Here is a 19,802-nt window from a genome sequence, read left to right on the forward strand (position 1 = left end):
CCACCGTCGCAGTTGCTCCGCCCGCCCCCCCGGCTCCGCCGTCGGCACCCGCTCCGCCTCCCGTTCAGGCGGCGGCCGCTCCGGCCGCAGCGCCCGCGCCCACGCGCGACCTCAACTCGCCGCTCGGCGTCTGGCTGACCGAGGAGAAGGAAGGCAAGGTCCGCATCGAGCAGTGCGGCAACAATCTCTGCGGCTACTCGGTCGATGCCAAGTCGGACCAGAATGGCGAGCAGATCCTGATCAATATGAAGCCGGTCCAGGGCCAAAAATGGACCGGCCGGATCGTCGATCCCAACACCGGCTCGACCTACGATTCCACGATCGCGATGCGCGGCACCGATCGCCTGCGCGTGCAGGGCTGCGCCTTCGGCGGCATGTTCTGCGGCGGCCAGACCTGGTCGCGCGTGAACTGACGATATCGCGCCCGACTATTTCGACGGACCTTCGGCAATGAACAGCGTCGACCTCGATGCCTTCTGGCGGAGCGGGATGAGCTTCTGATACTCGGGCGATTGGTACCAGTTCAGCGCGTTCTGAAGGCTGTCGAACTCGATGATGACGAAGCGACCCGGCGCCTCGCCTTCAAGGTTGGTCAGCATTCCTCCGCGAACCAGAAAGCGACCGCCGTAAGGTTGCAGCGTTGCAGGCACCTTTGGGCCGTACTCTTTGCTGAAGGTCTCCATGTCGTGAATTGATTCAATGGCGACCAGGAAGGCGTGAGGCGCCGCTTCCTGGGCTTGCGCAGTCGCTGCGGGCGCGACACCCAATGCGATACAGACGGCGACGCTTGCGATGCCCCAGGCCTTCGATTTCATCGTGCGCTCCGTTGTTAATAGTGGTCCTCGGTCGGCTCCGGCGACCTCGTCGCCGGGGTTGCCTGCTCGCCTGTCTCAGCGTGAGATGTAGCCTGTCGCCAGCGGCTTGAAGCGATAGATGAGATATGGCGTCTTGTTCTCCGCCTTCCCGTCATGGAACATGGCTGCCGCCGATACCTGGGACGCCGAAACGTACATGTAACCGTCAGGCGAGGCCGTGATCCCATCAGGCCATACCATGTCGGGATCGCTAAGATAGGTGCGGTACTTGCGGTCCGCGCCGATAATGCCAATCGACTTTGTCTCGACGGCGGTCAGGTAGAGATTACCTGCATAGTCGATCGACAGGCCGCCATTGTTCGGCTTGTCCGAGTAGCGTTCGACCCTGCCGCTCAGCTCCTCCGGGCTGAGCTTCTCGTCGTTCAGATCGGCGACCTTGATGCGGTACAACGACCGGCCGCTGAGCGGCGCGAAGTAGACCCATTCGGATCTCACATCCATCGTGATGCCGTCGCAGCCGACCTTGATGATCGACGGCTTGCCATCCTTGCCGGGCACGGTCAGATCGCTACCATCGACGGTGATCGGCACATTCTCAGGAACGGTTGATCGATCACCATCCAGCACGCGCCGCGCGACGCCGCTGTCCATGTCGATGACGATGATTGCCGCATGGGAGCCGTCACCGCCTGGTCCTATATTTTCGTCGGCGATGTAGAATTTCCGGTTCTTCTGATCGATCACGATATCCTGCGGCTGCGATCCCTTCAGCGTGATCGGCTCCGGGATGTAGTAGATGCGCTCCAGCCTGTTCGTGCGTGTATTCCAGCCGACCAGCTTCGGCGTGATCTGGGTCCGGAAGCCCATGTCGATGATCCATACGACACCGCTTTCATCGGATCGCAGGCCCAGCACGTTGTCGAGGTACTGATCAGTGCCTTTGCGCGGTGTATTCCATTCGGCATTTGGAAACGGCTCGAAGGTCGTCGGCGACGTCAGTCGGGCCACGCGGACGTCTGGACTGTAGAATGGATGATGGCTGAAGATCAGCTGGTTGTCCGGCGTGAATGCAATGTTGCCGACGGACTGAGGTAATTTGGCGAATACCTCCGCATGGATGTTTCCGTTCTCCGCGTGTGCAGCTCCCGCCAGGATTGCCGCTGCGGCCAAAGTGACCAGTCGAATCCCTCTTCTCACGTTGCTCGCTCCTTGTGTTCCTCGACACGGTTGTCACGCGTGCTCTGCCGGTCTGCGCCGGCTGCGGCTCGCTGCAATATCGGACTTTGCGAGCGTCACGTTGCGCGCTAATTTGGGCGCTGACAATTACGCACAGTTTCGTCTCCTGGTATCACGGAGTGAACTATGAAGAAGCTCGCGGGCAACACCTATGATTGCGCGGTCGGATGTCCGGTGGAGGCGACGCTCGATCTGATCGACGGCAAGTGGAAGGCGGTGATCCTCTATCACCTCCTCAACGACGTCGTTCGCTTCAACGAGCTCAAGCGCCGTCTGTCACGCATTACTCAGCGCATGCTGACGCGACAGCTTCGCGAACTCGAGGCTGCGGGCCTCATTCATCGCGAGATCTATGCCGAGGTCCCGCTACGTGTTGAATATTCGCTGACGACGCTCGGTCGCTCGCTCGAGCCCGTCATTCGCATGCTGTGGACGTGGGGCAATCAGTATATTTCGACGCGAAGGCCGCCGGCTGACTCCCTGGCGGAGCAACGCCTCGGTCAGCCCTAACCCGAGGCCTCGATCACGTGCGCCTGGATCTTGGCGGAGATCTCGCCCCCACCGTGTCGCGCGGCAATTTTCCTTGCCGCGTGAGCGGTGGCAGCCTCCAGCGCGTCGGGGCGTCTCGCCTCGATTTCGTTGCGGAGCGGCGTGCCCTGACAATAACTCATAGCGGCATGCTGCGCCGAAATCGCCCGGCTTTGATCGGCCCTCGTTTGAACTGCCACGTCTGAAAATCCTGCGTCCTGCACATCGCGGCGGATCAGGGCCGTGTCGTTATAGCCATGCGGCGTGCGCGCGAGGAAGCGCGGTGGATCGTCCGGGAAGAGTTCGGCCAGCGCGTCGGTGACGTCTGCGGCGAAGACGTTGTCCTCGATCCTGTCCCAGACGTTGAAGATGAAAACCCCCTCCGGCCTCAGCACGCGCCGCGCCTCCTCGTAGGCCTTGACGCGGTCCGGGAAGAACATCGCGCCAAACTGGCAGCACACGACATCGAACGAACCGTCGGGGAACGGGAGTACCTGCGCGTCGGCCTGGCGCCAGCTCACGCGTGGATCGGCGCCCTGCCGAAGCTTTGCATGGTCGAGCATCGGCTGATTGAGATCGGTCGCGACGTAAGTCGCATCCGGCGGCAGGACGGCTGCGACGGCGCGTGTGACTACGCCGCTTCCCGCCGCCGTTTCCAGCACGGCCCTGGGCGAGCGCGCGGCGACGCGACGCGCCATGTCGTCGGCATAGCTCTGGAAGATCAGGGGAACCATATAGCGGTCGTAATTCTCCGGGACCGAGCCGGCAAACACCTTGTCGGATTCAGGCATCCTTTGGATCCTTTGCGAAAAGCCCTTTGGGTCGCAGGCAGCAGGCCACGAAGGTAACGCCTTGTCACGTTGCGCTGCACAGCAGCATCCCGCGTGCGCGACGTCACGCCCGCGGAACCGACGTGACAGCCCTCACATCGGCGCACCCGAGCACCGTGACAGGTTCCCCGCATGTTCAATCCATAGGGGCCAGCCATGAATCATTTTCGCAAGGGACTTTTGACCAGCATCCTCGTCATTGCCTTGCCGGTCGCACACGCAAGCGCCGCGACCGCGACGTTTGACGGCACCTGGAACGTGCGGATCGCATCGTCATCGGATGCCTGCGGCAACGGCTCGACAGTCGCCATCGGCATCAGCAACGGTCAGGTCGCCTCCAGCAGCGCCGCGGTGAGTGCGTCGGGGCGCGTCGCCGACGCCGGCAGTATCAACGTCATCTTGATTAGCGGCGTCAAGCGCGCCACAGGCTTTGGCCACCTCGCCGGCACCTCCGGCTCGGGCACCTGGCGCGGCACCCTGTGCACGGGCACGTGGACTGCGGAAAGACTCTAGAGCATGATCCGGAAAAGTGTGAAGCGGTTTTCCCTCGCGACAAACGCGGAACGCGTTTGCGCGGAGATCATGCTCCAACAATAACCCTAAAGCGCGATGACGATTCATCCCAATCTCATCGCGCTTTAGGCACGGCAACGCTTGCCCGTCGCACGGTTGCTAACGAGTCGCGCCTCACCAATGGTGGGCAGACATCAGGGAACGTCGCTCCGATCGGTGCGTTGGGAAACCCAAGCAAACCCATTCCAGCCTGTCGCGCGACGGATGGGCAGAGTGAGATTTGCCGGCTGGATGAGACCGCGCCAAGCGGGCGCTGACGCCGCGAACAGGTTTGAACAATGAGGGTCTGCGAAGCTGTGCGGGCCGGTTTGTTCACCGCATTCATTGCAGCGACCTGGCTCGGCGGACAGGTCCAGACATCCCTCGCGCAAACCCGGCCATCCGTTTCCCCTAGCGACGCGGCGAAGATGTCTCCGCGGAAGGAAAATGCCCCAAGGAAGGAAGCCGCAAGAGCTGATCCGCACACGACAGGATTTGTAACCGGTGCGGCGCAGAGCACCGAGTTCGCCATAGCTCAGGACATTGCGACGACGCTGGCCAGTGGCCAGGAGACCGGCCCTCATGGGGAGGTCGCATTGCGGGTGCTGCCAATGGTGGGAAATGGTGGCACGCGCAACATCATCGACATACTCAGCCTGGCAGGCGCCGACATGGCGATCGCTCCTGTCCTACTGGCTGATCGTCTCCGAGACTCAGGAACCCTCGGAGATGTCGGCAACAAGCTTGTCTACATCACCCCGTTGTTTGTCGAAGAGTTCCACCTCCTCGCACGGTCCGAGATCCAGAGCGTGGCGGATCTTGCGGGAAAGCGGGTCAATCTCGGCGAAGAAGGCAGTGCTGGCGCTGTTCTCGGCCGCGAGGTGCTCGACCATCTTGAGGTGAAGGTCAGCGAATCCAACCTGGCTCTGGATGCAGCACTGGAGGGAATGCGGAAGGGGCAAATCTCAGCCGCCTTGCTGGTGTCCGGCAAGCCGGTCAGCTTCCTGGCGCGCTACGCGCCGGGCGACAGCCTTCACTTTCTGTCCATCCCCTATTCGAAGGCGATGCTGCAGCGTGATTATCTGCCATCGACTCTCCGCCACGAAGACTATCCGGAGATCATCGGCGTCTCCGACAGCGTCGACACCATCGCGATCAAATGCGCGCTTTTCGCTTACAACTGGCCGACCCGCAGCGAGCGGTTTCCGCTTCTGGAACTGTTCGTGCAGACACTGTTCTCGCGGTTTCCTGAATTTCTGGGCGACGGTCATCACCCCAAATGGCGAGAGGTGAACCTGGCCGCGCAGCTTCCCGGCTGGCGGCGATTTCAACCTGCGGACCGCTGGCTCCAGCAGCAATCCGGCGGAGAAGCCGCGCTTCGCAAGGCGTTCGGTCGTTTCCTCGAGCAAAAACCGATCAGCAATCCGCGGGACCGTCCGCCGGACCGCGAGCAATTATTTCAGGACTTCATGCGCTGGCGAGAGCAGAGGCAGGGCCGGTGACCAAACCATTGGGAGGTCTCCATGCGCAATTCACTGGCGACCGCAGCCCTGGTCGCATTGATTGTGTTGACTGCCGGCGTGAGGCAGCCTGCAGCCCAGTTCTTTCAAACCCAGCCATCGGCGCCGGAGACGCTTGCACCGACCAGGGTGCAGCCGGCCGGCAAGGTCGAAAAAGCCAGAGCAGTGACTCGCCGGGAGGCGAAGGCGCGCAGGAAGCGCCAGATCGTTCACTTGCCGGCAAATCAGCGGAAGATTGCCGAGAAGAACGGATTCAAGCGCGTCAGCGACCTCGTGAACTTCCCAAAGTTCTTTCCTGGGCTAGGCATCCTCTTTGTCAAACCCGACTCTCTGCCACTTGGGCCGTTCCTCTGCTTCGATCGCATGGATCGCCTGGCAGCGACCGTGTACATGGTGCCGACAAGAGACGTCGACGACCACAAGTCATTGGAGGCGCCGGGATTTGCTGGAAGAGTTGACCACGTCAGCATCTACTTCAACCCGGGGCACCCCGGAGTGGACGTGCCGCACTACCATGTCGTGATCTGGCAGGTGAGCAGGAAGGAGGAAGCCCGCGTCGCCAACTGACGCGTGTCACGATGGACAAGGTACTCGCCTATGCGATTTCGGGTTTCATCGCCGGCTTCGGCGTCTGGATCCTTGTTGCCGGCCTAAGCTCCGGCGCACCCGCATTTTGGGCGTGCGCGGCCCTCGTGCCCATCGCAATCGGGCTCTTGAGCGCTTTTGGGAGTATCTAGGGATTGTCGGCCGGAACCAGGACACGGCTGCGGCCTTGGTTCTGGGGTGGCGAGATTTGTCCGATGGACCTTACCGCGACCGAGCGCGATTTCCTGGGACGGCTGGCTTGCGAAGCCTGGATCAGCCCACCGCTGTTCGACCACGAAATCGTCGCCCGACTTGTCGAGTTGGGACTCGTTGAGACCGAACCACTCGATTCAGGAGAGATCGAATACCGGATCACCGCCGCGGGGCGCGACGCCCTGTGAGCAGCGCCTCAGACGCGTCGAGAACTCGGGCCCCGGATCAGCAACACAGCGCTGACGCGCTGCGTTGCGTCCGGCGCGAAAGACCGTAGCTAGCCGACCGGCGCCGAATATTCCGCGTCGGTGACCGGCTCCATCCAGGTCGAGTAGACGCCGTCGAGCGCCTCCTGCATGGCGATGTGGGTCATGCCGTTGGTCGGTGAAGCGCCGTGCCAGTGCAATTCGTTCGGCGGAATCCAGACGGTGTCGCCGGGGCGGATTTCCCTGATCGGGCCGCCCTTGGCCTGGACACGGCCGACGCCGGAGATGACGTAGAGCGTCTGCCCGAGCGGATGATGGTGCCAGTTGGTGCGCGCGCCCGGCTCGAACGAGACGCGCGAGCAGTTCAGGCGCGCCGGCGCGGGCGCCATGATGACGGGGTCCTGCAACACCGTGCCGGTGAAATTCTCCTTGGGCGCGCGGCGGGTCGGCCGCGTGCCTGCGACGTGGATCTCCATGGGGTACCTCGCTTGGTTTCTCGTTACTTCTTGCTTGCGGCGTAGCGCGCCTTGGTCTCGGCGTTCATGGGATAGAGGCCCGGCAGCACGGCGCCGTTGTTCACCTCGTTGACGATCCAGGCTTCCATCCGCTCCTGCTCGACGCCCTCGTTGAGCACGTGATCGAGCATGGCCTGCGGAATCAGCACGCAGCCGTCCTGGTCGGCGACGACGATGTCGTTCGGAAACACCGCAACGCCGCCGCAGCCGATCGGCTCGCCCCAGCCAACGAAGGTCAGGCCCGCAACGGACGGCGGCGCGGCATAGCCGTCGCACCAGACCGGAAGATTGGTGCCGAGCACGCCCTCGACGTCACGCACGACGCCGTCGGTTACGAGTGCGGTGACGCCGCGCTTGACCATGCGCGCGCAGAGGATGTCGCCGAAAATGCCGGCGTCGGTGATGCCCATGGCGTCGACCACGGCGATGCAGCCCTCCGGCATCGCTTCGATCGCGGTGCGGGTCGAGATCGGCGAGGACCAGGATTCCGGCGTCGCCAGATCCTCGCGTGCCGGCACGAAGCGCAGCGTGAAGGCCGGGCCGACCAGCCGCGGCAAACCGGGGCGCAGCGGACGCGCGCCGCGCATCCAGACATTGCGCAGGCCCTTCTTCAGGAGGACCGTGGTGATGGTGGCGGTGGTGATGCCGGCGAGGGTCTTGCGGGCTTCGGGGGATAGCGACATGGACGACAACGAGCTCCGGATGGGCGGGAAACGACGCGCGCATCTTGCGAGGCGCGGGCCTGCCGTCAAGGGCCAAGGCGAAGCCGCGCAGGCCTATTATGCGACGCGATAACAAGGCCTTATCGCACACCCTTGCATTAATTTATTGGACTTGCGGGCGCATTTACGCGAAGCAATGGGGCAGCGGGAACCAAGGGAGTCTCCCGCGATTTTCCAAAAGGCCGATTTCGACAGCTCATGGCCGCGACGCTTCCCCCGCCCCGCCTTCTGCCCAGTGGCGACAGTGCCGTCACGGTCGAGTTCAGCCGCACCATCGACGACGACGCCAACCAGCGCGTGCTGGTGCTCGACCGGGCGCTCACCGCGGCTGCCATCGAGGGCGTCACCGAGGCGGTGCCGACCTATCGCTCGCTGCTGGTGCACTACGATCCGGGACGGATCGGCTTCGATGCGCTGGGCGAACAGCTGCTGGCACTTGCAAGCCGGCCGCAGCCGCCCACGGCAAAAGCGCGCCGCTGGCGCATTCCCGTGGCCTATGGCGGCGAGCACGGCATCGACCTCGAGGATGTCGCCAAGGCGCTGAACACCACGCCCGAGGACATCGTCGCCCGGCATGTGGCCGGCGACTATCGCGTCGCCATGATCGGCTTCACGCCGGGCTGGTCCTATCTCAGCGGCCTGGACGAATCCCTGCACATGTCGCGGCGGCAGAATCCGCGCCTGCTGACACCCGCCGGCACGATCTCGATCGGCGGCATCCAGGCCGGAATCCAATGCCTTGCCGCGCCGAGCGGCTGGCACCTGCTCGGCCGCACGCCGGTGCGGACCTATCAGCTCCACCGGAATCCGACATTCCTCACCGAACCCGGTGATCGCGTGACGTTTTTCGCCATCGACCACAAGACCTTCGCGGAGCAGGACCGCGCCGCCGAGGCCGGCGAGATCATCGCCGAGCGGGTGGACGCATGAGCCGGCTCGTCGTCGCCAGCATCGGCCCTGCAAGCTCCGTCCAGGATGGCGGGCGTACGGGCGCGCAGCGCTATGGCCTGACGCCGAGCGGCGCGATGGACCGGCTGGCGCTGGCAGCCGCCAACTGCCTGGTCGGCAACGAGCTGTTCGCGGCCGTTGTCGAGATCGGCCCGTTTGGCGCCTCCTTCACCGCGCGCGACGGCGCGGTGCGCATCGCGATCACGGGCGCGCCGCGCAATGCCGATATCGCCGGCAAGCCGGTGGCGAGCGAGACCTCGGTGACGCTGAAGGATGGCGAGACGCTGACGCTTGGCTTCGCCCGCGGCGGCGCCTTCACTTATCTCGCGATCGAAGGGGCTATCCAGGGCGAGCCGGTGTTCGGCAGCCTCGCGGTGAACGCCCGCGCAGGGCTCGGCAGCCCCTACCCGCGCCCGCTCCAGGCCGGCGACGAGTTCACGGTTGCGGCCGCAAGCGGCGGGCCCGAGCAGCGGATCGAATTGCCGAAACCGCCGGACGGTCCGATCCGCGTCCTGCTGGGGCCGCAGGACGACGAGTTCGACGACGCCAACAGGGAGTTGTTCCTGTCGAGCGACTGGAAGATCTCGGCAACCTCCGATCGCATGGGCTACCGGCTCGAAGGCCCCGTGATCAAGCATCTGCACGGCCACAACATCGTCTCCGACGGCACGGTCAACGGCAGCATCCAGGTGCCCGGCAACGGCGCGCCGATCGTCCTGATGATGGATCGCGGCACCAGCGGCGGCTATCCGAAGATCGCAACTGTCATCTCCGCCGATCTCGGCAGCCTCGCCCAGACCTCGGCCGGCACGGCGTTCCGCTTCAAGGCGATCAGCATGGCGGAAGCGCAGGACGAGGCGAAAAAATTCGCGCAGCTCCTGCGCAGCCTGCCCGACCGCTTGCGCACGGCGGATACCGTCGAGCTCAACATCGAGGCTTTGCACGATGCTAACGTCGCGGGCCACGCGGTGAATGCGGTCGATGCCGCGACGTGGCAGAGTCCGGCGGAGCCGTAACCGACGAGAAGACCAGAGGCGGAGAGCACCATGACGACGATCGATCTCAACTGCGACCTCGGTGAAGGATTTGGCGCCTGGGAGATGGGCAACGACGCCGCGATGCTTGAGCTTGCGACCTCGGTCAACGTCGCCTGCGGCTTCCATGCCGGCGACCCCGACATCATGCGGCGGACGGTTGAGCTGGCGAAAGCACGCGGCGTCTCGATCGGCGCGCACCCTGGTTATCGCGACCTGCACGGCTTCGGCCGGCACCCGATCGTCGGGCTGAAGGCTTCGGAGATCGAGAACCTCGTCGCCTACCAGATCGGCGCGCTTCAGGCGATCGCGACCGCGGCTGGCCACAAGGTCACGCATGTGAAGGCGCATGGCGCGCTCTCCAACGTCGCCTGCGAGGACGACATGACCGCAAAGGCGATCGCGGCGGGCATCAAGGCCGTCGATCCCAGCCTGATCTTCGTCGTACTCGCCAATTCAAAGCTGGTGAAGGCCGGCGAGGACGCCAACCTACCGATGGTGCATGAGGTGTTCGCCGACCGCGCCTATGAGGACGACGGCAATTTGGTCTCGCGCAAGAAGCCTGGCGCGGTGCTGCACGATGCCAAGGCGATCGCGGACCGCGTCGTGCGCATGGTGCAGGACGGCGCCGTGGTCTCGGTCACCGGCAAGGTCATCAAGATGCGGATGGATACGGTCTGCATCCACGGCGACACGCAAGGCGCCGTCGACATCGCGCGCAATCTGCGTCAGGCGTTGAAGGATGCGGGGATTGCAGTGGCGCCATTCAAGCGCGCCGCGTGAGGCGAATTTGTAGGGTGGGTTAGCTTTGCGAAGCGTAACCGACCTCTTTTACTTTCCACGAAGAGAGAAGGGTGGGTTACGCCTTCGGCTAACCCACCCTTCGAAGATTCAAAACGGGTGCACCGACAGCGTGCCGAAGACGATGGCCGCGATGACCGCAAAGGCGCTGTAGAGCGCAACATGGTGCATGCTGGCCCCGGTCCGCCGCGAGAGCGAGCGCGCGTAGAAGTGCAGCCTGGCTTCCGCCGATAGTTCGCGCATGGTCGATCTCCAACGCCCCATTTGCGGGGATATGAAGGAGCAATCGCGACGGCGGACAAGATGGCGGCGGAAATAGCGACGGCGGTTCTCTTTAGAACCGCCGCCGTAGAGGGAAATTCTCTTCACCGGCGGGTTCCGAGAATCTTATTCGTTCAACCTTTAAGCCAATGGAACCGGTTCCCGTGCACTAATAGACGTCCGCCTGGAACCTGCCCTTCTTCTTGAGATCGGCCACGAAGCTCACGGCCTCGTCCGTCGAGCGCGCGCCGAACTGGGCGACGATGTCGACCAGCGCACGCTCGACGTCCTTGGCCATGCGCTTGGCATCGCCGCAGATGTAGAGATGCGCGCCTTCGGCGAGCCACGTCCACACCTCGCGGCCAAGCTCGCGCATGCGGTCCTGCACGTAAAACTTCTTCTCGCCGTCGCGCGACCAGGCCAGCGAAAGGCGGGTCAGCAGACCCGAGGTCTTCAGCGCGTTGAGCTCGTCGCGATAGAAGAAATCACAGTCGCTGCGCTGATGGCCGAAGAACAGCCAGTTCTTGCCCGGCGCGCCGGTCGCCTTGCGGTCGAGCAGGAAGGCGCGGAACGGCGCGACGCCGGTGCCGGGACCGATCATGATGATCGGCGTCTTCGGATCCTGCGGCAGCGCAAAGCCGTGCGCCTTCTGCACATAAACCTTCAGCTTCTCGCCTTCGGTGATGCGCTCGCCGAGGAAGGTCGAGGCGACGCCGAGGCGCTTGCGCTTGCCGATGACGTAGCGCACGGAATCGACGGTCAGCGACAGCTTTCCCGGCGTCGCATTGTGCGAGGACGAGATCGAGTAGAGCCGCGGCTGCAAGGGCTCGAGCGCCTCGACGAAGGCTTCGGGATGCGGACGGCAGCCGGAGAATTTTTGCAGCGCCGCCATGACGTCGAGGGTCGTGGCATCGCCATCGGGATCCTCGCCCTGCGCCAGCGCCCGCGCCTTCTCGCGCTGCGCGCCGCCGGTGATGAAGGAGAGCAGCTCGAACAGCTTGTCGGGCGCCGGCGAGAGCGAGACGTCCTCGACCAGCGCCTGGCGCAGCGTCTTGCCGTTGACCTCTGTGGTATGGGAGGCGCCGAGCAGCGCGATGATCTGGTCGACGAGGCCGAGATCGTTGCGTGCGAACACGCCGAAGCTGTCGCCGACGATATAGTCGAGCTTGCTCTCCGAGAGATCGAACTCGATGTGATAGGTCTCCTTCTCGGAGCCCTGTTTGTTGAGAAGACGCCGCGACAGGAAGACGGCTTCAGCCGGATTTTCGCGGGCGCGACCCAGCTCGGCCTTCACTTCGGGCTTGGCCGGTGCGGCCGCCGACGCCGCGGCACCTTCGGCAGGCTTCGCCGCCGGCGCCTTGTCCAGCTCCTCATAGAGCTGCTTCAGCATCCGCGCGGTGTCCTTGCCGCCGGGAGCGCAGAGATTGAGGCGGGCCTCGCTCTTCTTGGCGATGGCGTCGGAATAGTCGGCGCAGTTGTAGCCGCACTGGCCGCAATCCTGCTGCGCCATCGCCGCCATCATGCGGCGGCGGAGCGGACGCCCTTCCGCAAGCTTCATGCGATCGCCGATCGGCATCGCCGGATCGTGCCAGGGTGCCTCACCATCATCGCCATCGCCCTGCGGCGCGAGCACCGCACCGTTTTCGGCGGGCGACAACGGCGTCGAGCCGTCGAGGCCGAACATGCCCACGAGAAATCCATTCAGCCACAGCCGCTGCCCTTCGCTGAAGGGCGCGTTCGGCGGGATGATCTCGAGTTTCGGTGGGACAGGCATCTGGGTCATGCTGTTGCTTCCGCTCCGGCCAGTTTGCGCAGGGCTTCGCCGTCATGGCGACGTGAGAAGGTGAGGAACGTTTCTACCGGCGAGGCGCGGTTGGCGAGATAGGCCTTCAAGAGACCCTCGACGAGTTTTGGCGCGTCCTCGGCCTTGACGTCGTGATAGACCTCCTGCCCGATATCGGCATCGGGACCGAAGCCGCCGCCGGTGAAGAGGTGATAGCCCTCGACCGTGTCCTCCTCTGTCGCGCCCGGCACCTTCGCGGCGATCAGGCCGATGTCGGAGATGAAGTGCTGCGCGCAGGAGTGATGGCAGCCGGTCAGATGGATGTTGAGCGGCGTGTCGAGGTTGACGCGCTCGTCGCACCAGTCGCCGATCGCGGCCGCGTGGCGCTTGGTGTCGGAGGCCGCGAACTTGCAGCCGGCGTTCCCCGTGCAGGCAATCAGGCCAGCGCGGACGTTCGAGACCTGCGTGGCAAGCCCGAGCTTTTCGACGGCTGCGGTCACCAGCGCGACGTTCTCGTCGCGGACGCCCGAGATCAGGAAGTTCTGCCAGACGGTCAGGCGGATGTCGCCGTCGCCGAGATCCTGCGAGATCTTGCCGATGCCGCGCATCTGCTCACAGGTGAGCTTGCCGACCGGCAGCGCGACGCCGACCCAGTTGAGCCCGGCCTGCTTCTGCTTGTGCACGCCGATATGGGCCATGCGATCGAAGCTTGGGCGCGCTGCAATCGCGTCCGCCGGCACGCGCGCAAACGGCTTCTTGAGCCGTTCCTCGACCAGCTTGAGAAACTGGTCGTGCCCCATGTTGTCGAGCACGTATTTCAGCCGCGCCTTGGTGCGGTTGGTGCGGTCGCCATGCTCGATGAAGACGCGCACGATGGCGTCAGCAACCGCGGTGGCGTCCTCGGGACGAACGACGATGTCCGAATACTTTGCGAAATCCCTGTGGCCAGTGATGCCGCCGATGCCGAGCCTGAACCAGACGCCGGCGTCGACGCCGAAGCCGTCCTTCACTTCGACCGCGGAGAACGCGATGTCGTTGGTCTCCTCCAGCACCGCGACGCGGCCCGCACCGTCAAAGGCGACGTTGAACTTGCGCGGCAGGCCGTAGAGCGAACGGTCGTTGAGGATGTGGTAGTGCCACTCGCGCGCATAGGGGCGCGTGTCGAGCAATTCCTGCGGATCGATGCCAGCAGTCGGCGTGCCCGTGACGTTGCGGATGTTGTCCGCGCCGGAGCCGCGCGAGCACAGGCCGATGTCCTGGATGCCTTCGATCAGCGCGACCGCGTTCTTCGGCTCGATCTCGCGGATCTGGAAGTTGGCGCGCGTGGTCACATGGGTGTAGCCGCCGCCGTAAGCCTCAGCCAGATCGGCGAGGCCCGACATCTGCCAGTGCTTCAGGATGCCGTTCGGAATGCGCAGGCGCGCCATGTAGGAGGTCTGCGCAGGCGCGACCCAGAAGATGCCGTAATAGCGCCAGCGGAAATTGTCCGCCGGCGTCGGATTTGCGTTGTTGCGCGCCTGATCCTTCAGCCGCTCGTAGCCGTCGAAAGGATGTAGCTCGCGCTTGAACTTCTCCTGGTCGGCGAGCTTCTTGCCCGCCGCCGTGACCTTGTCCTGCGCTTTCAGCGCCGCGGCATCGGGACCGGTCGGCTCTGACGGCGCGCTGGCCGCCGCGGCGGGAGCGCCGCCGGCGGCGAAGGCGCGGCCCACACGTCCGACCTGGAGGCCGGACATGAAGCCTTCGAGATAGCGCTTCTGCTCGTCGGAGAAGTCGGCCGTGGGTGCTGTGTCGAGTTTCATGGGGTGACTGGACCTACTCTGCTGCCTGGACCGCGACCTGCGCCACTTCGGCCGCCGGCTTTGCGGGCTTGTACGTTGCGTAGAGCGCGATGCCGGTGAACAGGCAGCCGCCCACAATGTTGCCCAGCGTGACCGGGATCTGGTTCCACACCCACCACTGGTAGACGCTGACCTTCGCGCCCATCAGCATGCCGGTCGGCATGACGAACATGTTGACGACGGCGTGCTCGAAACCCTGCGCGAAAAAGGTCGTGATCGGCAGCGATGCGGCGACGATCTTGCCGACCGTGGAGGTCGAGGTCATCGCCATCACGACACCGAGGCAGACCAGCCAGTTGCAGAGGATCGCCTTGACGAAGACGCTGATCATGCCGGCGGTGCCGAGCGCTTCGTTGGCGAGCGTCTTGGCTTCGGCGACCGCAATGATGCGCGCGGCAACGCCGGTCGGCGCGGCCGTGCCCATGTTGGTCAGCGCGATCGCGAGCAGGCCGCCGAACAGGATGCTGCCGAGGAGGTTGCCGAGGAATACCCACGACCAGTTGGAGATCACCGCGCCCCAGCTCGACTTGCCCTCGAGCGGCGCAAGCGGCAGCAACGCGAAGCTGCCGGTGACGAGCTCGAGGCCGAGCAGCACGATCATCACGAAGCCGACGGGGAAGATGATGGCGCCGACCAGCGGCTGGCCGGTGGTAACGGCGGCGCCGAAGGCGAGGCTGGTGGCAGCGCCCAAGAGCGCGCCGGAAATCGCGCCGCGGATCAGGAGGTCGCGCGGGCCGAGCGCCAGCTTCTTCAGGCTGGCATCGATCATCGAGGCCACAACGTCAGAGGGTTTTGCGTAATCCATATCGAAGCTCCAGCGCCGCGCGGGGCGGCCACAACGGGTTGAAACGACGTTGATCGCTGGGAGCACGATTTCAGGCGCACGCGGCCTGGCCGGAACCCGGGGCGATCCGATCAGCCTCGTTGCTGCGGAAATCCATCATGGACTTGGGCCGCCGGCTTCCACGCCGGTCGGCTTGCTCCCTCCTATTCAAGGAGTGTGCCAACGCAGCATGGATCCAGGAATTGTTTAAAATCAGCGGCTTAAGCTTATGTGCAGCGCATGAAATGGATCAGTATTCATGCCGCATCGGGCAGCAATGGCCCAAAGTTTAGCCTTCGAATCGACTCGCCCATTATTTGAGCAGCGCCTAACGGGTGCGATGCGCGACCTCGAAGGAGGCGAGATATCCGGCCAGATCCTGGGGATCGAAACCCGGCCCAGCGAAGGCCCCGAACGGCCCGCCGGAGACGTCCTTGGCGCTCCCGCTTTGCCCCACCGCGGCGTCATAGAGGTCGGGCCGGAACACGCCCATGGCCGTCCTCAGCGCGGCTTCGCTGAGCGCCGTCTGCCCCCAGCGCACCATCTGTGCATAGAGCCAGGCGGCCTGGACCGGGTCCGGCCGCCCTGCCCCTTCGCGGCCGACCAGCAGGTAGCGGCCGCTCTCGCGCAAGGTGCCATCGGGCGAGATCTTCAGGCGGCCACCCAGGGTGCGCTGGATCACCTCGGCATCGACGCCGATCCGCTCCGGCTGCGCCAGGATCTGCGCCGCCTCGTCGCGGTTTTCTGGATGCTCGATGAACTCCGCAGCCTTCACCGCCGCGCGCACCAGTGCTGCGACCACATCCGGGTTCTTCTCGGCCCAGGTCTGGCGCACGGCCAGAACCTTCTCGGCCGCGCGGACCAAGATGTCAGAGACGAAATGCAGGATATGGCCGATGCCGAGATCGACCGCGACCGAATTCCAGGGCGCGCCGACGCAGAACGCATCGACATGGCCGCTGGCCAGGCTGTCGACCATGTAGGGTGGCGGCAGCACCACGAGGCGCACGTCCTCGTCGGGATCGACGCCGGCCGCCGCCATCCAGAACCGGAGCTGGTAATTGTGGGTCGAGAACGGGAAGGTCATGCCGAAGGTCAGCGGTTCAGCCCCCGCCTTGCGCCGCTTCGCCACCACGCGCGAGAGCGCCTTGGCGGTCACCATCGGATCGAAGCGGTCGCCGTCGATCTCCTCCATCAGCGCCGCATGGAGCGGAGGCGAGACCGTGATGGCGTTGCCGTTGATGCCGAGGTTGAAGGGGGCTGCGATCGGGACCTTGACGTGGCCGAGCCCGAGCGAGGACGCGATCGCGACGGGCGCAAGCAGATGCGCAGCATCGAACAGGCCGATATTGAGCTTGTCGCGGACGTTGGACCAGGACACCTCGCGCACCAGCTCGACCTCGAGCCCCTCGGCCGCGGTAAAGCCCTTGTCGACGGCAACGATCAGCGCGGCGGCATCGACCAGCGGGATGAACCCTATACGGAGCGGTCCGGTCATTTCAGCATCTCCGACGCGGTGATGATCGACTGGGCGATCTCGCCGATCTTCTTCTTCTCGCGCATCGCGGTGGAGCGCATCAGCACGTAGGCCTCGTCTTCGGTCAGGCCCTTCACCCGCATCAATATGCCCTTGGCGCGCTCGATGATCTTGCGGTCCTCGAGCTGCGATTTGGTGCGCTCCAGCTCCTCCTGGAGTTTCGCGAAGGCGTTGAAGCGGGACACGCAGAGGTCGAGGATCGGCTTGATGCGTTCTTTCTTCAGCCCGTCGACGATGTAGGCGGATACCCCCGCCTCCACGGAGGCCTGGATCGAGGCCGAATCACTCTGATCGACGAACATCGCGATCGGCCGGCGCACGGCGCGGCTGACCTGGAACATCTGTTCCAGGACGTCGCGGCTGGGGTTTTCCAGATCGATCAGGATGATATCGGGGTCGACGGCATAGATGCGCGCCAAGAGGCTCTGCATCTCGCTGATATGCACGACCTGGGTGAAACCCGCCTCCCGCAACCCTTCCTCGAGGATCGCGGCCCGGATCGGGCTTTCGTCGACAATCACAATTTTAGGCGACTGTTCGGCGCTCATCGCTCAACTCACCCCCGGCGACGCATCCATAGCACGCCGGAGCCCCATGCAAAGGGTTGTAATTGTGGGCAATTGGGACTAGCTGCAAGCGGTCAATCAGGCAGATTTAGGTATGGATCAGACGGCTGCGCCCAAGGTCAGCTTCGTTTCGCTCGGATGTCCCAAGGCATTGGTGGATTCCGAGCGCATCATCACGCGCCTGCGCGCCGAAGGCTACGAGCTCGCTCGCAAGCATGACGGGGCCGATATCGTCATCGTTAACACCTGTGGCTTCCTCGACAGCGCCAAGCAGGAATCGCTTTCGGCGATCGGCGACGCCATGGCCGAGAACGGCAAGGTGATCGTGACCGGCTGCATGGGCGCCGAGCCCGAGCAGATCGAGCAGGCATATCCAGGCGTGCTCTCGATCACCGGTCCGCAGCAATACGAATCCGTGCTCGATGCCGTGCACCGGGCGCTGCCGCCGGCGCACAATCCGCATCTCGACCTGGTGCCGCCGCAGGGCATCAAGCTGACGCCGCGCCACTACGCCTATTTGAAGATCTCCGAGGGCTGCAACAACCGCTGCACCTTCTGCATCATCCCGAAGCTGCGCGGCGACCTGGTGTCACGCCCCGCCAATGATGTGCTGCGTGAGGCCGAGCGGCTGGTCGGCGCCGGCGTCAAGGAGCTGCTCGTCATCTCGCAGGACACGTCGGCCTATGGCGTCGACGTCAAATATGCCGAGAGCCCGTGGAGGGACCGCCAGGTCCGCGCCAGATTCCTCGATCTCGCGCGCGAGCTCGGCGAGCTAGGGGCCTGGGTCCGGCTGCAATATGTCTACCCCTACCCGCATGTCGACGACGTCATTGCGCTGATGACCGAGGGCAAAGTGCTGCCCTATCTCGACATCCCCTTCCAGCATGCGAGCCCCGAAGTCCTCAAAGCGATGAAGCGGCCGGCCGCGCAGGACAAGACGCTGGCGCGGATCAAGCGCTGGCGCGAAGAATGTCCCGATCTCGCCCTGCGCTCGACCTTCATCGTCGGCTTCCCCGGCGAGACCGATGCGGACTTCGCCTATCTGCTCGACTGGCTCGATGAAGCCGAGATCGATCGCGTCGGCTGCTTCAAATACGAGCCGGTCGCGGGCGCCACCTCCAACGCGCTGCCCGGCACTGTCCCGGATGAGGTGAAGCAGGAGCGCTACAACGCGCTGATGGCGCGCCAGCAGAAGATTTCGGCACGGCGGCTGAAGCGCAAGGTCGGCACCCGCCAGCAGGTCATCATCGACGAGGTCGGCCCCACCGTTGCGAAAGGCCGCTCCAAGGCGGATGCGCCGGAGATCGACGGCGCCGTTTACCTGTCGAGCCGCCGCCCCCTGCGCGTCGGCGAGATCGTCACCGCCAAGATCGAGCGCGCCGACGCCTATGATCTGCACGGCAGCGTCGCGGGATTTTAGGTCAGCGCTCCACTCAGGCCAGCCAGGTCGGCACCCAGCGCTCCGGCCGCGGCGCCCGGGCGAGGTCAGCCTTCGCCTCGGACAGCTCGGCCGGGACGTCGTCGATCGTCGGCCGCTCGTCATAGTCGAAGCGCGGCATGACGCGGCCGTCGGCGTAGAGGCCGAAATCCATCGAGTACCAAAGCCCGAGCTCGGGCTGGGCGCGGCGCATGTCGTCGCGCAACTCACGCAGCAATGGCTCGATCGCCTTGGCCTCTTTGAGAGGTCGCGGTCCCGGCCAGTTGAGGCGCGCCTGATATTGCGCACCGACGATCGCGACCTCGAATGACGTCTTGTCCCAGGGGTTCTTGCCCTTCGGTAAGTGAGCGGCAAGCCGCCAGCCGAGCTCGGCCATCATCGGATGGTTTGACCAATATTCCTCGCGATCCCTGCTCCACTTCGCCATGAAGCCACGGAAATCCGGCAGGATCGACGATGCCTGCTCGAGCGGCGTCAACCCTACGTCGGCGAGCCGCTGTTTCAGCCACAGCGCCAGCTCGACCGTCTGACATTCGACATCGTCGCGGGGGGCCAGATCGTGCCATGCGCTTTCGAATTCCTGGGCTGCGAGCTTGGCGATCAGCCAGGGCAGCGACGGCGCCAGGATGTCATACTCGCCCTCTGATCCAAGTCCGACGATCGGCGGATCGGCGCGGTCGAGACCCTCGCCATACCAGGCGCCAACGGCGGAGCCATCCGGCAGGCGCATGAACAGGGCAAACTTGTCGCGTAACGGGCTGCTATCGAACAATGGCGCGGTATCCGCGAACTGCCCGCGCAGATCGAAGCAGCCGACGCTGCCCCAGGGACGGCCCTCGAGCCAGCCTGCAAAATCCAGCAGCAGGGGTGACGCTTCGGTGCCGGGCGGAAAGGCTCGGCGGATGCTGTCGACGTCGATGCGATAGGAGGGATCGGACAAAGGGGCGCGCCTGACGGAATTGCGATGTCTACTTGGTCGCGCAGGTCGCCGGCTCGGTTCGAACCAAACGGCGCCTGAATGGTACAAACACGCGGGCGTGAAAATAGTTCG

22 protein-coding genes are annotated in these 19,802 nt (G+C 64.5%); 10 read left to right on the forward strand and 12 right to left on the reverse strand.

All coding sequences use genetic code 11. From position 1 onward, the window contains the following. Positions 1–413 (forward strand): DUF2147 domain-containing protein (locus QQL28_RS42545; RefSeq protein WP_284275424.1); only part of this gene is annotated, 413 nt, incomplete at its 5' end. Between the two features lie 15 nt (positions 414–428). Here the strand turns inward: QQL28_RS42545 and QQL28_RS42550 are convergent. Both QQL28_RS42550 and QQL28_RS42555 read right to left on the reverse strand, forming a co-directional pair. After that, the gene (locus QQL28_RS42550) at positions 429–815 is read right to left on the reverse strand and encodes a DUF1330 domain-containing protein (RefSeq protein ID WP_284275427.1); all 387 of its coding nucleotides are present in this window, start codon (positions 813–815) and stop codon (positions 429–431) included. Between the two features lie 75 nt (positions 816–890). After that, positions 891–2,012 carry an L-dopachrome tautomerase-related protein gene (locus tag QQL28_RS42555; protein WP_284275430.1) on the reverse strand — a complete coding sequence of 374 codons (1,122 nt, stop codon included), beginning with the start codon at positions 2,010–2,012 and terminating at the stop codon, positions 891–893. Positions 2,013–2,177: 165 nt separating this feature from the next. Here QQL28_RS42555 and QQL28_RS42560 point away from each other — a divergent pair, with 165 nt between their 5' ends. Further along, positions 2,178–2,561 carry a winged helix-turn-helix transcriptional regulator gene (locus QQL28_RS42560; RefSeq protein WP_284275432.1) on the forward strand — a complete coding sequence of 128 codons (384 nt, stop codon included), beginning with the start codon at positions 2,178–2,180 and terminating at the stop codon, positions 2,559–2,561. Here the strand turns inward: QQL28_RS42560 and QQL28_RS42565 are convergent. Then, a complete protein-coding gene (locus tag QQL28_RS42565; RefSeq protein ID WP_284275433.1) occupies positions 2,558–3,370 on the reverse strand; it encodes a class I SAM-dependent methyltransferase in 813 nt (270 codons plus the stop codon). The two genes, QQL28_RS42560 and QQL28_RS42565, sit on opposite strands and share 4 nt — an antisense overlap. Positions 3,371–3,565: 195 nt before the next feature. Between QQL28_RS42565 and QQL28_RS42570 the strand changes: the two genes are divergently transcribed. The 4 genes from QQL28_RS42570 to QQL28_RS42585 all read left to right on the forward strand — a co-directional run bounded on the left by QQL28_RS42570 (position 3,566) and on the right by QQL28_RS42585 (position 6,467). Beyond that, positions 3,566–3,922, forward strand: a complete 357-nt coding sequence (locus QQL28_RS42570; RefSeq protein ID WP_284275436.1) for a hypothetical protein — start codon at positions 3,566–3,568, stop codon at positions 3,920–3,922. Positions 3,923–4,290: 368 nt separating this feature from the next. Next, positions 4,291–5,463, forward strand: a complete 1,173-nt coding sequence (locus QQL28_RS42575) for a TAXI family TRAP transporter solute-binding subunit (protein ID WP_284275439.1) — start codon at positions 4,291–4,293, stop codon at positions 5,461–5,463. Between the two features lie 21 nt (positions 5,464–5,484). Beyond that, a complete protein-coding gene (locus QQL28_RS42580; protein ID WP_284275440.1) occupies positions 5,485–6,048 on the forward strand; it encodes a hypothetical protein in 564 nt (187 codons plus the stop codon). Between the two features lie 233 nt (positions 6,049–6,281). After that, positions 6,282–6,467, forward strand: a complete 186-nt coding sequence (locus QQL28_RS42585) for a hypothetical protein (protein ID WP_284275441.1) — start codon at positions 6,282–6,284, stop codon at positions 6,465–6,467. A gap of 89 nt (positions 6,468–6,556) precedes the next feature. Here QQL28_RS42585 and QQL28_RS42590 read toward each other — a convergent pair whose 3' ends face one another. Together QQL28_RS42590 and QQL28_RS42595 are read right to left on the reverse strand one after the other, a co-directional pair. After that, positions 6,557–6,961: a (R)-mandelonitrile lyase gene (locus QQL28_RS42590; RefSeq protein WP_284275442.1), complete on the reverse strand. Its 405-nt coding sequence runs from the start codon at positions 6,959–6,961 to the stop codon at positions 6,557–6,559. A gap of 23 nt (positions 6,962–6,984) precedes the next feature. Next, positions 6,985–7,683 carry a ribonuclease activity regulator RraA gene (locus tag QQL28_RS42595; protein WP_036012452.1) on the reverse strand — a complete coding sequence of 233 codons (699 nt, stop codon included), beginning with the start codon at positions 7,681–7,683 and terminating at the stop codon, positions 6,985–6,987. A gap of 237 nt (positions 7,684–7,920) precedes the next feature. Here QQL28_RS42595 and pxpB point away from each other — a divergent pair, with 237 nt between their 5' ends. From pxpB to QQL28_RS42610, 3 genes are read left to right on the forward strand one after another with little or no spacing between them, the layout of a single operon-like run. After that, entirely contained in the window at positions 7,921–8,652 is a 732-nt protein-coding gene (gene pxpB / locus QQL28_RS42600) for a 5-oxoprolinase subunit PxpB (protein ID WP_284275448.1), read from the forward strand. Beyond that, positions 8,649–9,686, forward strand: coding sequence for a 5-oxoprolinase subunit C family protein (locus QQL28_RS42605; protein WP_284275451.1), 1,038 nt, complete (start codon positions 8,649–8,651; stop codon positions 9,684–9,686). The genes pxpB and QQL28_RS42605 overlap by 4 nt, the downstream gene beginning before the upstream one ends. A gap of 30 nt (positions 9,687–9,716) precedes the next feature. Continuing rightward, a complete protein-coding gene (locus QQL28_RS42610) occupies positions 9,717–10,487 on the forward strand; it encodes a LamB/YcsF family protein (protein WP_284275453.1) in 771 nt (256 codons plus the stop codon). Positions 10,488–10,595: 108 nt separating this feature from the next. On the opposite strand, the gene QQL28_RS42615 is transcribed toward QQL28_RS42610, so the two are convergent. From QQL28_RS42615 to QQL28_RS42640, 6 genes are all read right to left on the reverse strand, one after another. Then, positions 10,596–10,748 (reverse strand): hypothetical protein, encoded by a 153-nt coding sequence (locus QQL28_RS42615; protein WP_167561251.1) that lies wholly within the window; start codon positions 10,746–10,748, stop codon positions 10,596–10,598. Between the two features lie 187 nt (positions 10,749–10,935). After that, positions 10,936–12,549, reverse strand: a complete 1,614-nt coding sequence (locus QQL28_RS42620; RefSeq protein ID WP_284275456.1) for a sulfite reductase subunit alpha — start codon at positions 12,547–12,549, stop codon at positions 10,936–10,938. Next, positions 12,546–14,348 (reverse strand): NirA family protein, encoded by a 1,803-nt coding sequence (locus QQL28_RS42625; protein ID WP_284275458.1) that lies wholly within the window; start codon positions 14,346–14,348, stop codon positions 12,546–12,548. The genes QQL28_RS42620 and QQL28_RS42625 overlap by 4 nt, the downstream gene beginning before the upstream one ends. Positions 14,349–14,361: 13 nt before the next feature. Further along, a complete protein-coding gene (locus tag QQL28_RS42630; RefSeq protein ID WP_284275469.1) occupies positions 14,362–15,192 on the reverse strand; it encodes a formate/nitrite transporter family protein in 831 nt (276 codons plus the stop codon). A 346-nt stretch (positions 15,193–15,538) separates the two neighbouring features. After that, entirely contained in the window at positions 15,539–16,708 is a 1,170-nt protein-coding gene (locus QQL28_RS42635; RefSeq protein ID WP_284275471.1) for a CmpA/NrtA family ABC transporter substrate-binding protein, read from the reverse strand. Then, a complete protein-coding gene (locus tag QQL28_RS42640) occupies positions 16,705–17,295 on the reverse strand; it encodes an ANTAR domain-containing response regulator (RefSeq protein ID WP_027523399.1) in 591 nt (196 codons plus the stop codon). Before QQL28_RS42640 ends, QQL28_RS42635 begins: the two co-directional genes overlap by 4 nt. Positions 17,296–17,407: 112 nt before the next feature. Between QQL28_RS42640 and rimO the strand changes: the two genes are divergently transcribed. Then, positions 17,408–18,733, forward strand: coding sequence for a 30S ribosomal protein S12 methylthiotransferase RimO (gene rimO, locus QQL28_RS42645; RefSeq protein ID WP_284275474.1), 1,326 nt, complete (start codon positions 17,408–17,410; stop codon positions 18,731–18,733). A 13-nt stretch (positions 18,734–18,746) separates the two neighbouring features. On the opposite strand, the gene QQL28_RS42650 is transcribed toward rimO, so the two are convergent. After that, positions 18,747–19,691, reverse strand: a complete 945-nt coding sequence (locus QQL28_RS42650) for a hypothetical protein (protein WP_284275476.1) — start codon at positions 19,689–19,691, stop codon at positions 18,747–18,749. Positions 19,692–19,802 lie beyond the last annotated feature (111 nt).

Source organism: Bradyrhizobium iriomotense, from assembly GCF_030160715.1.
GTDB lineage: Bacteria > Pseudomonadota > Alphaproteobacteria > Rhizobiales > Xanthobacteraceae > Bradyrhizobium > Bradyrhizobium iriomotense.

Coding starts and splice junctions, on each gene's coding strand:
- QQL28_RS42590 (WP_284275442.1), bottom strand. CDS start 6,961: ATGGAGATCCACGTCGCAGGCACGCGGCCGACCCGCCGCGCGCCCAAG.
- QQL28_RS42620 (WP_284275456.1), bottom strand. CDS start 12,549: ATGACCCAGATGCCTGTCCCACCGAAACTCGAGATCATCCCGCCGAAC.
- rimO (WP_284275474.1), top strand. CDS start 17,408: ATGGATCAGACGGCTGCGCCCAAGGTCAGCTTCGTTTCGCTCGGATGT.
- QQL28_RS42595 (WP_036012452.1), bottom strand. CDS start 7,683: ATGTCGCTATCCCCCGAAGCCCGCAAGACCCTCGCCGGCATCACCACC.
- QQL28_RS42565 (WP_284275433.1), bottom strand. CDS start 3,370: ATGCCTGAATCCGACAAGGTGTTTGCCGGCTCGGTCCCGGAGAATTAC.
- QQL28_RS42550 (WP_284275427.1), bottom strand. CDS start 815: ATGAAATCGAAGGCCTGGGGCATCGCAAGCGTCGCCGTCTGTATCGCA.
- QQL28_RS42560 (WP_284275432.1), top strand. CDS start 2,178: ATGAAGAAGCTCGCGGGCAACACCTATGATTGCGCGGTCGGATGTCCG.
- QQL28_RS42570 (WP_284275436.1), top strand. CDS start 3,566: ATGAATCATTTTCGCAAGGGACTTTTGACCAGCATCCTCGTCATTGCC.
- QQL28_RS42640 (WP_027523399.1), bottom strand. CDS start 17,295: ATGAGCGCCGAACAGTCGCCTAAAATTGTGATTGTCGACGAAAGCCCG.
- QQL28_RS42605 (WP_284275451.1), top strand. CDS start 8,649: ATGAGCCGGCTCGTCGTCGCCAGCATCGGCCCTGCAAGCTCCGTCCAG.
- QQL28_RS42625 (WP_284275458.1), bottom strand. CDS start 14,348: ATGAAACTCGACACAGCACCCACGGCCGACTTCTCCGACGAGCAGAAG.
- QQL28_RS42610 (WP_284275453.1), top strand. CDS start 9,717: ATGACGACGATCGATCTCAACTGCGACCTCGGTGAAGGATTTGGCGCC.
- QQL28_RS42580 (WP_284275440.1), top strand. CDS start 5,485: ATGCGCAATTCACTGGCGACCGCAGCCCTGGTCGCATTGATTGTGTTG.
- QQL28_RS42630 (WP_284275469.1), bottom strand. CDS start 15,192: ATGGATTACGCAAAACCCTCTGACGTTGTGGCCTCGATGATCGATGCC.
- pxpB (WP_284275448.1), top strand. CDS start 7,921: ATGGCCGCGACGCTTCCCCCGCCCCGCCTTCTGCCCAGTGGCGACAGT.
- QQL28_RS42585 (WP_284275441.1), top strand. CDS start 6,282: ATGGACCTTACCGCGACCGAGCGCGATTTCCTGGGACGGCTGGCTTGC.
- QQL28_RS42635 (WP_284275471.1), bottom strand. CDS start 16,708: ATGACCGGACCGCTCCGTATAGGGTTCATCCCGCTGGTCGATGCCGCC.
- QQL28_RS42615 (WP_167561251.1), bottom strand. CDS start 10,748: ATGCGCGAACTATCGGCGGAAGCCAGGCTGCACTTCTACGCGCGCTCG.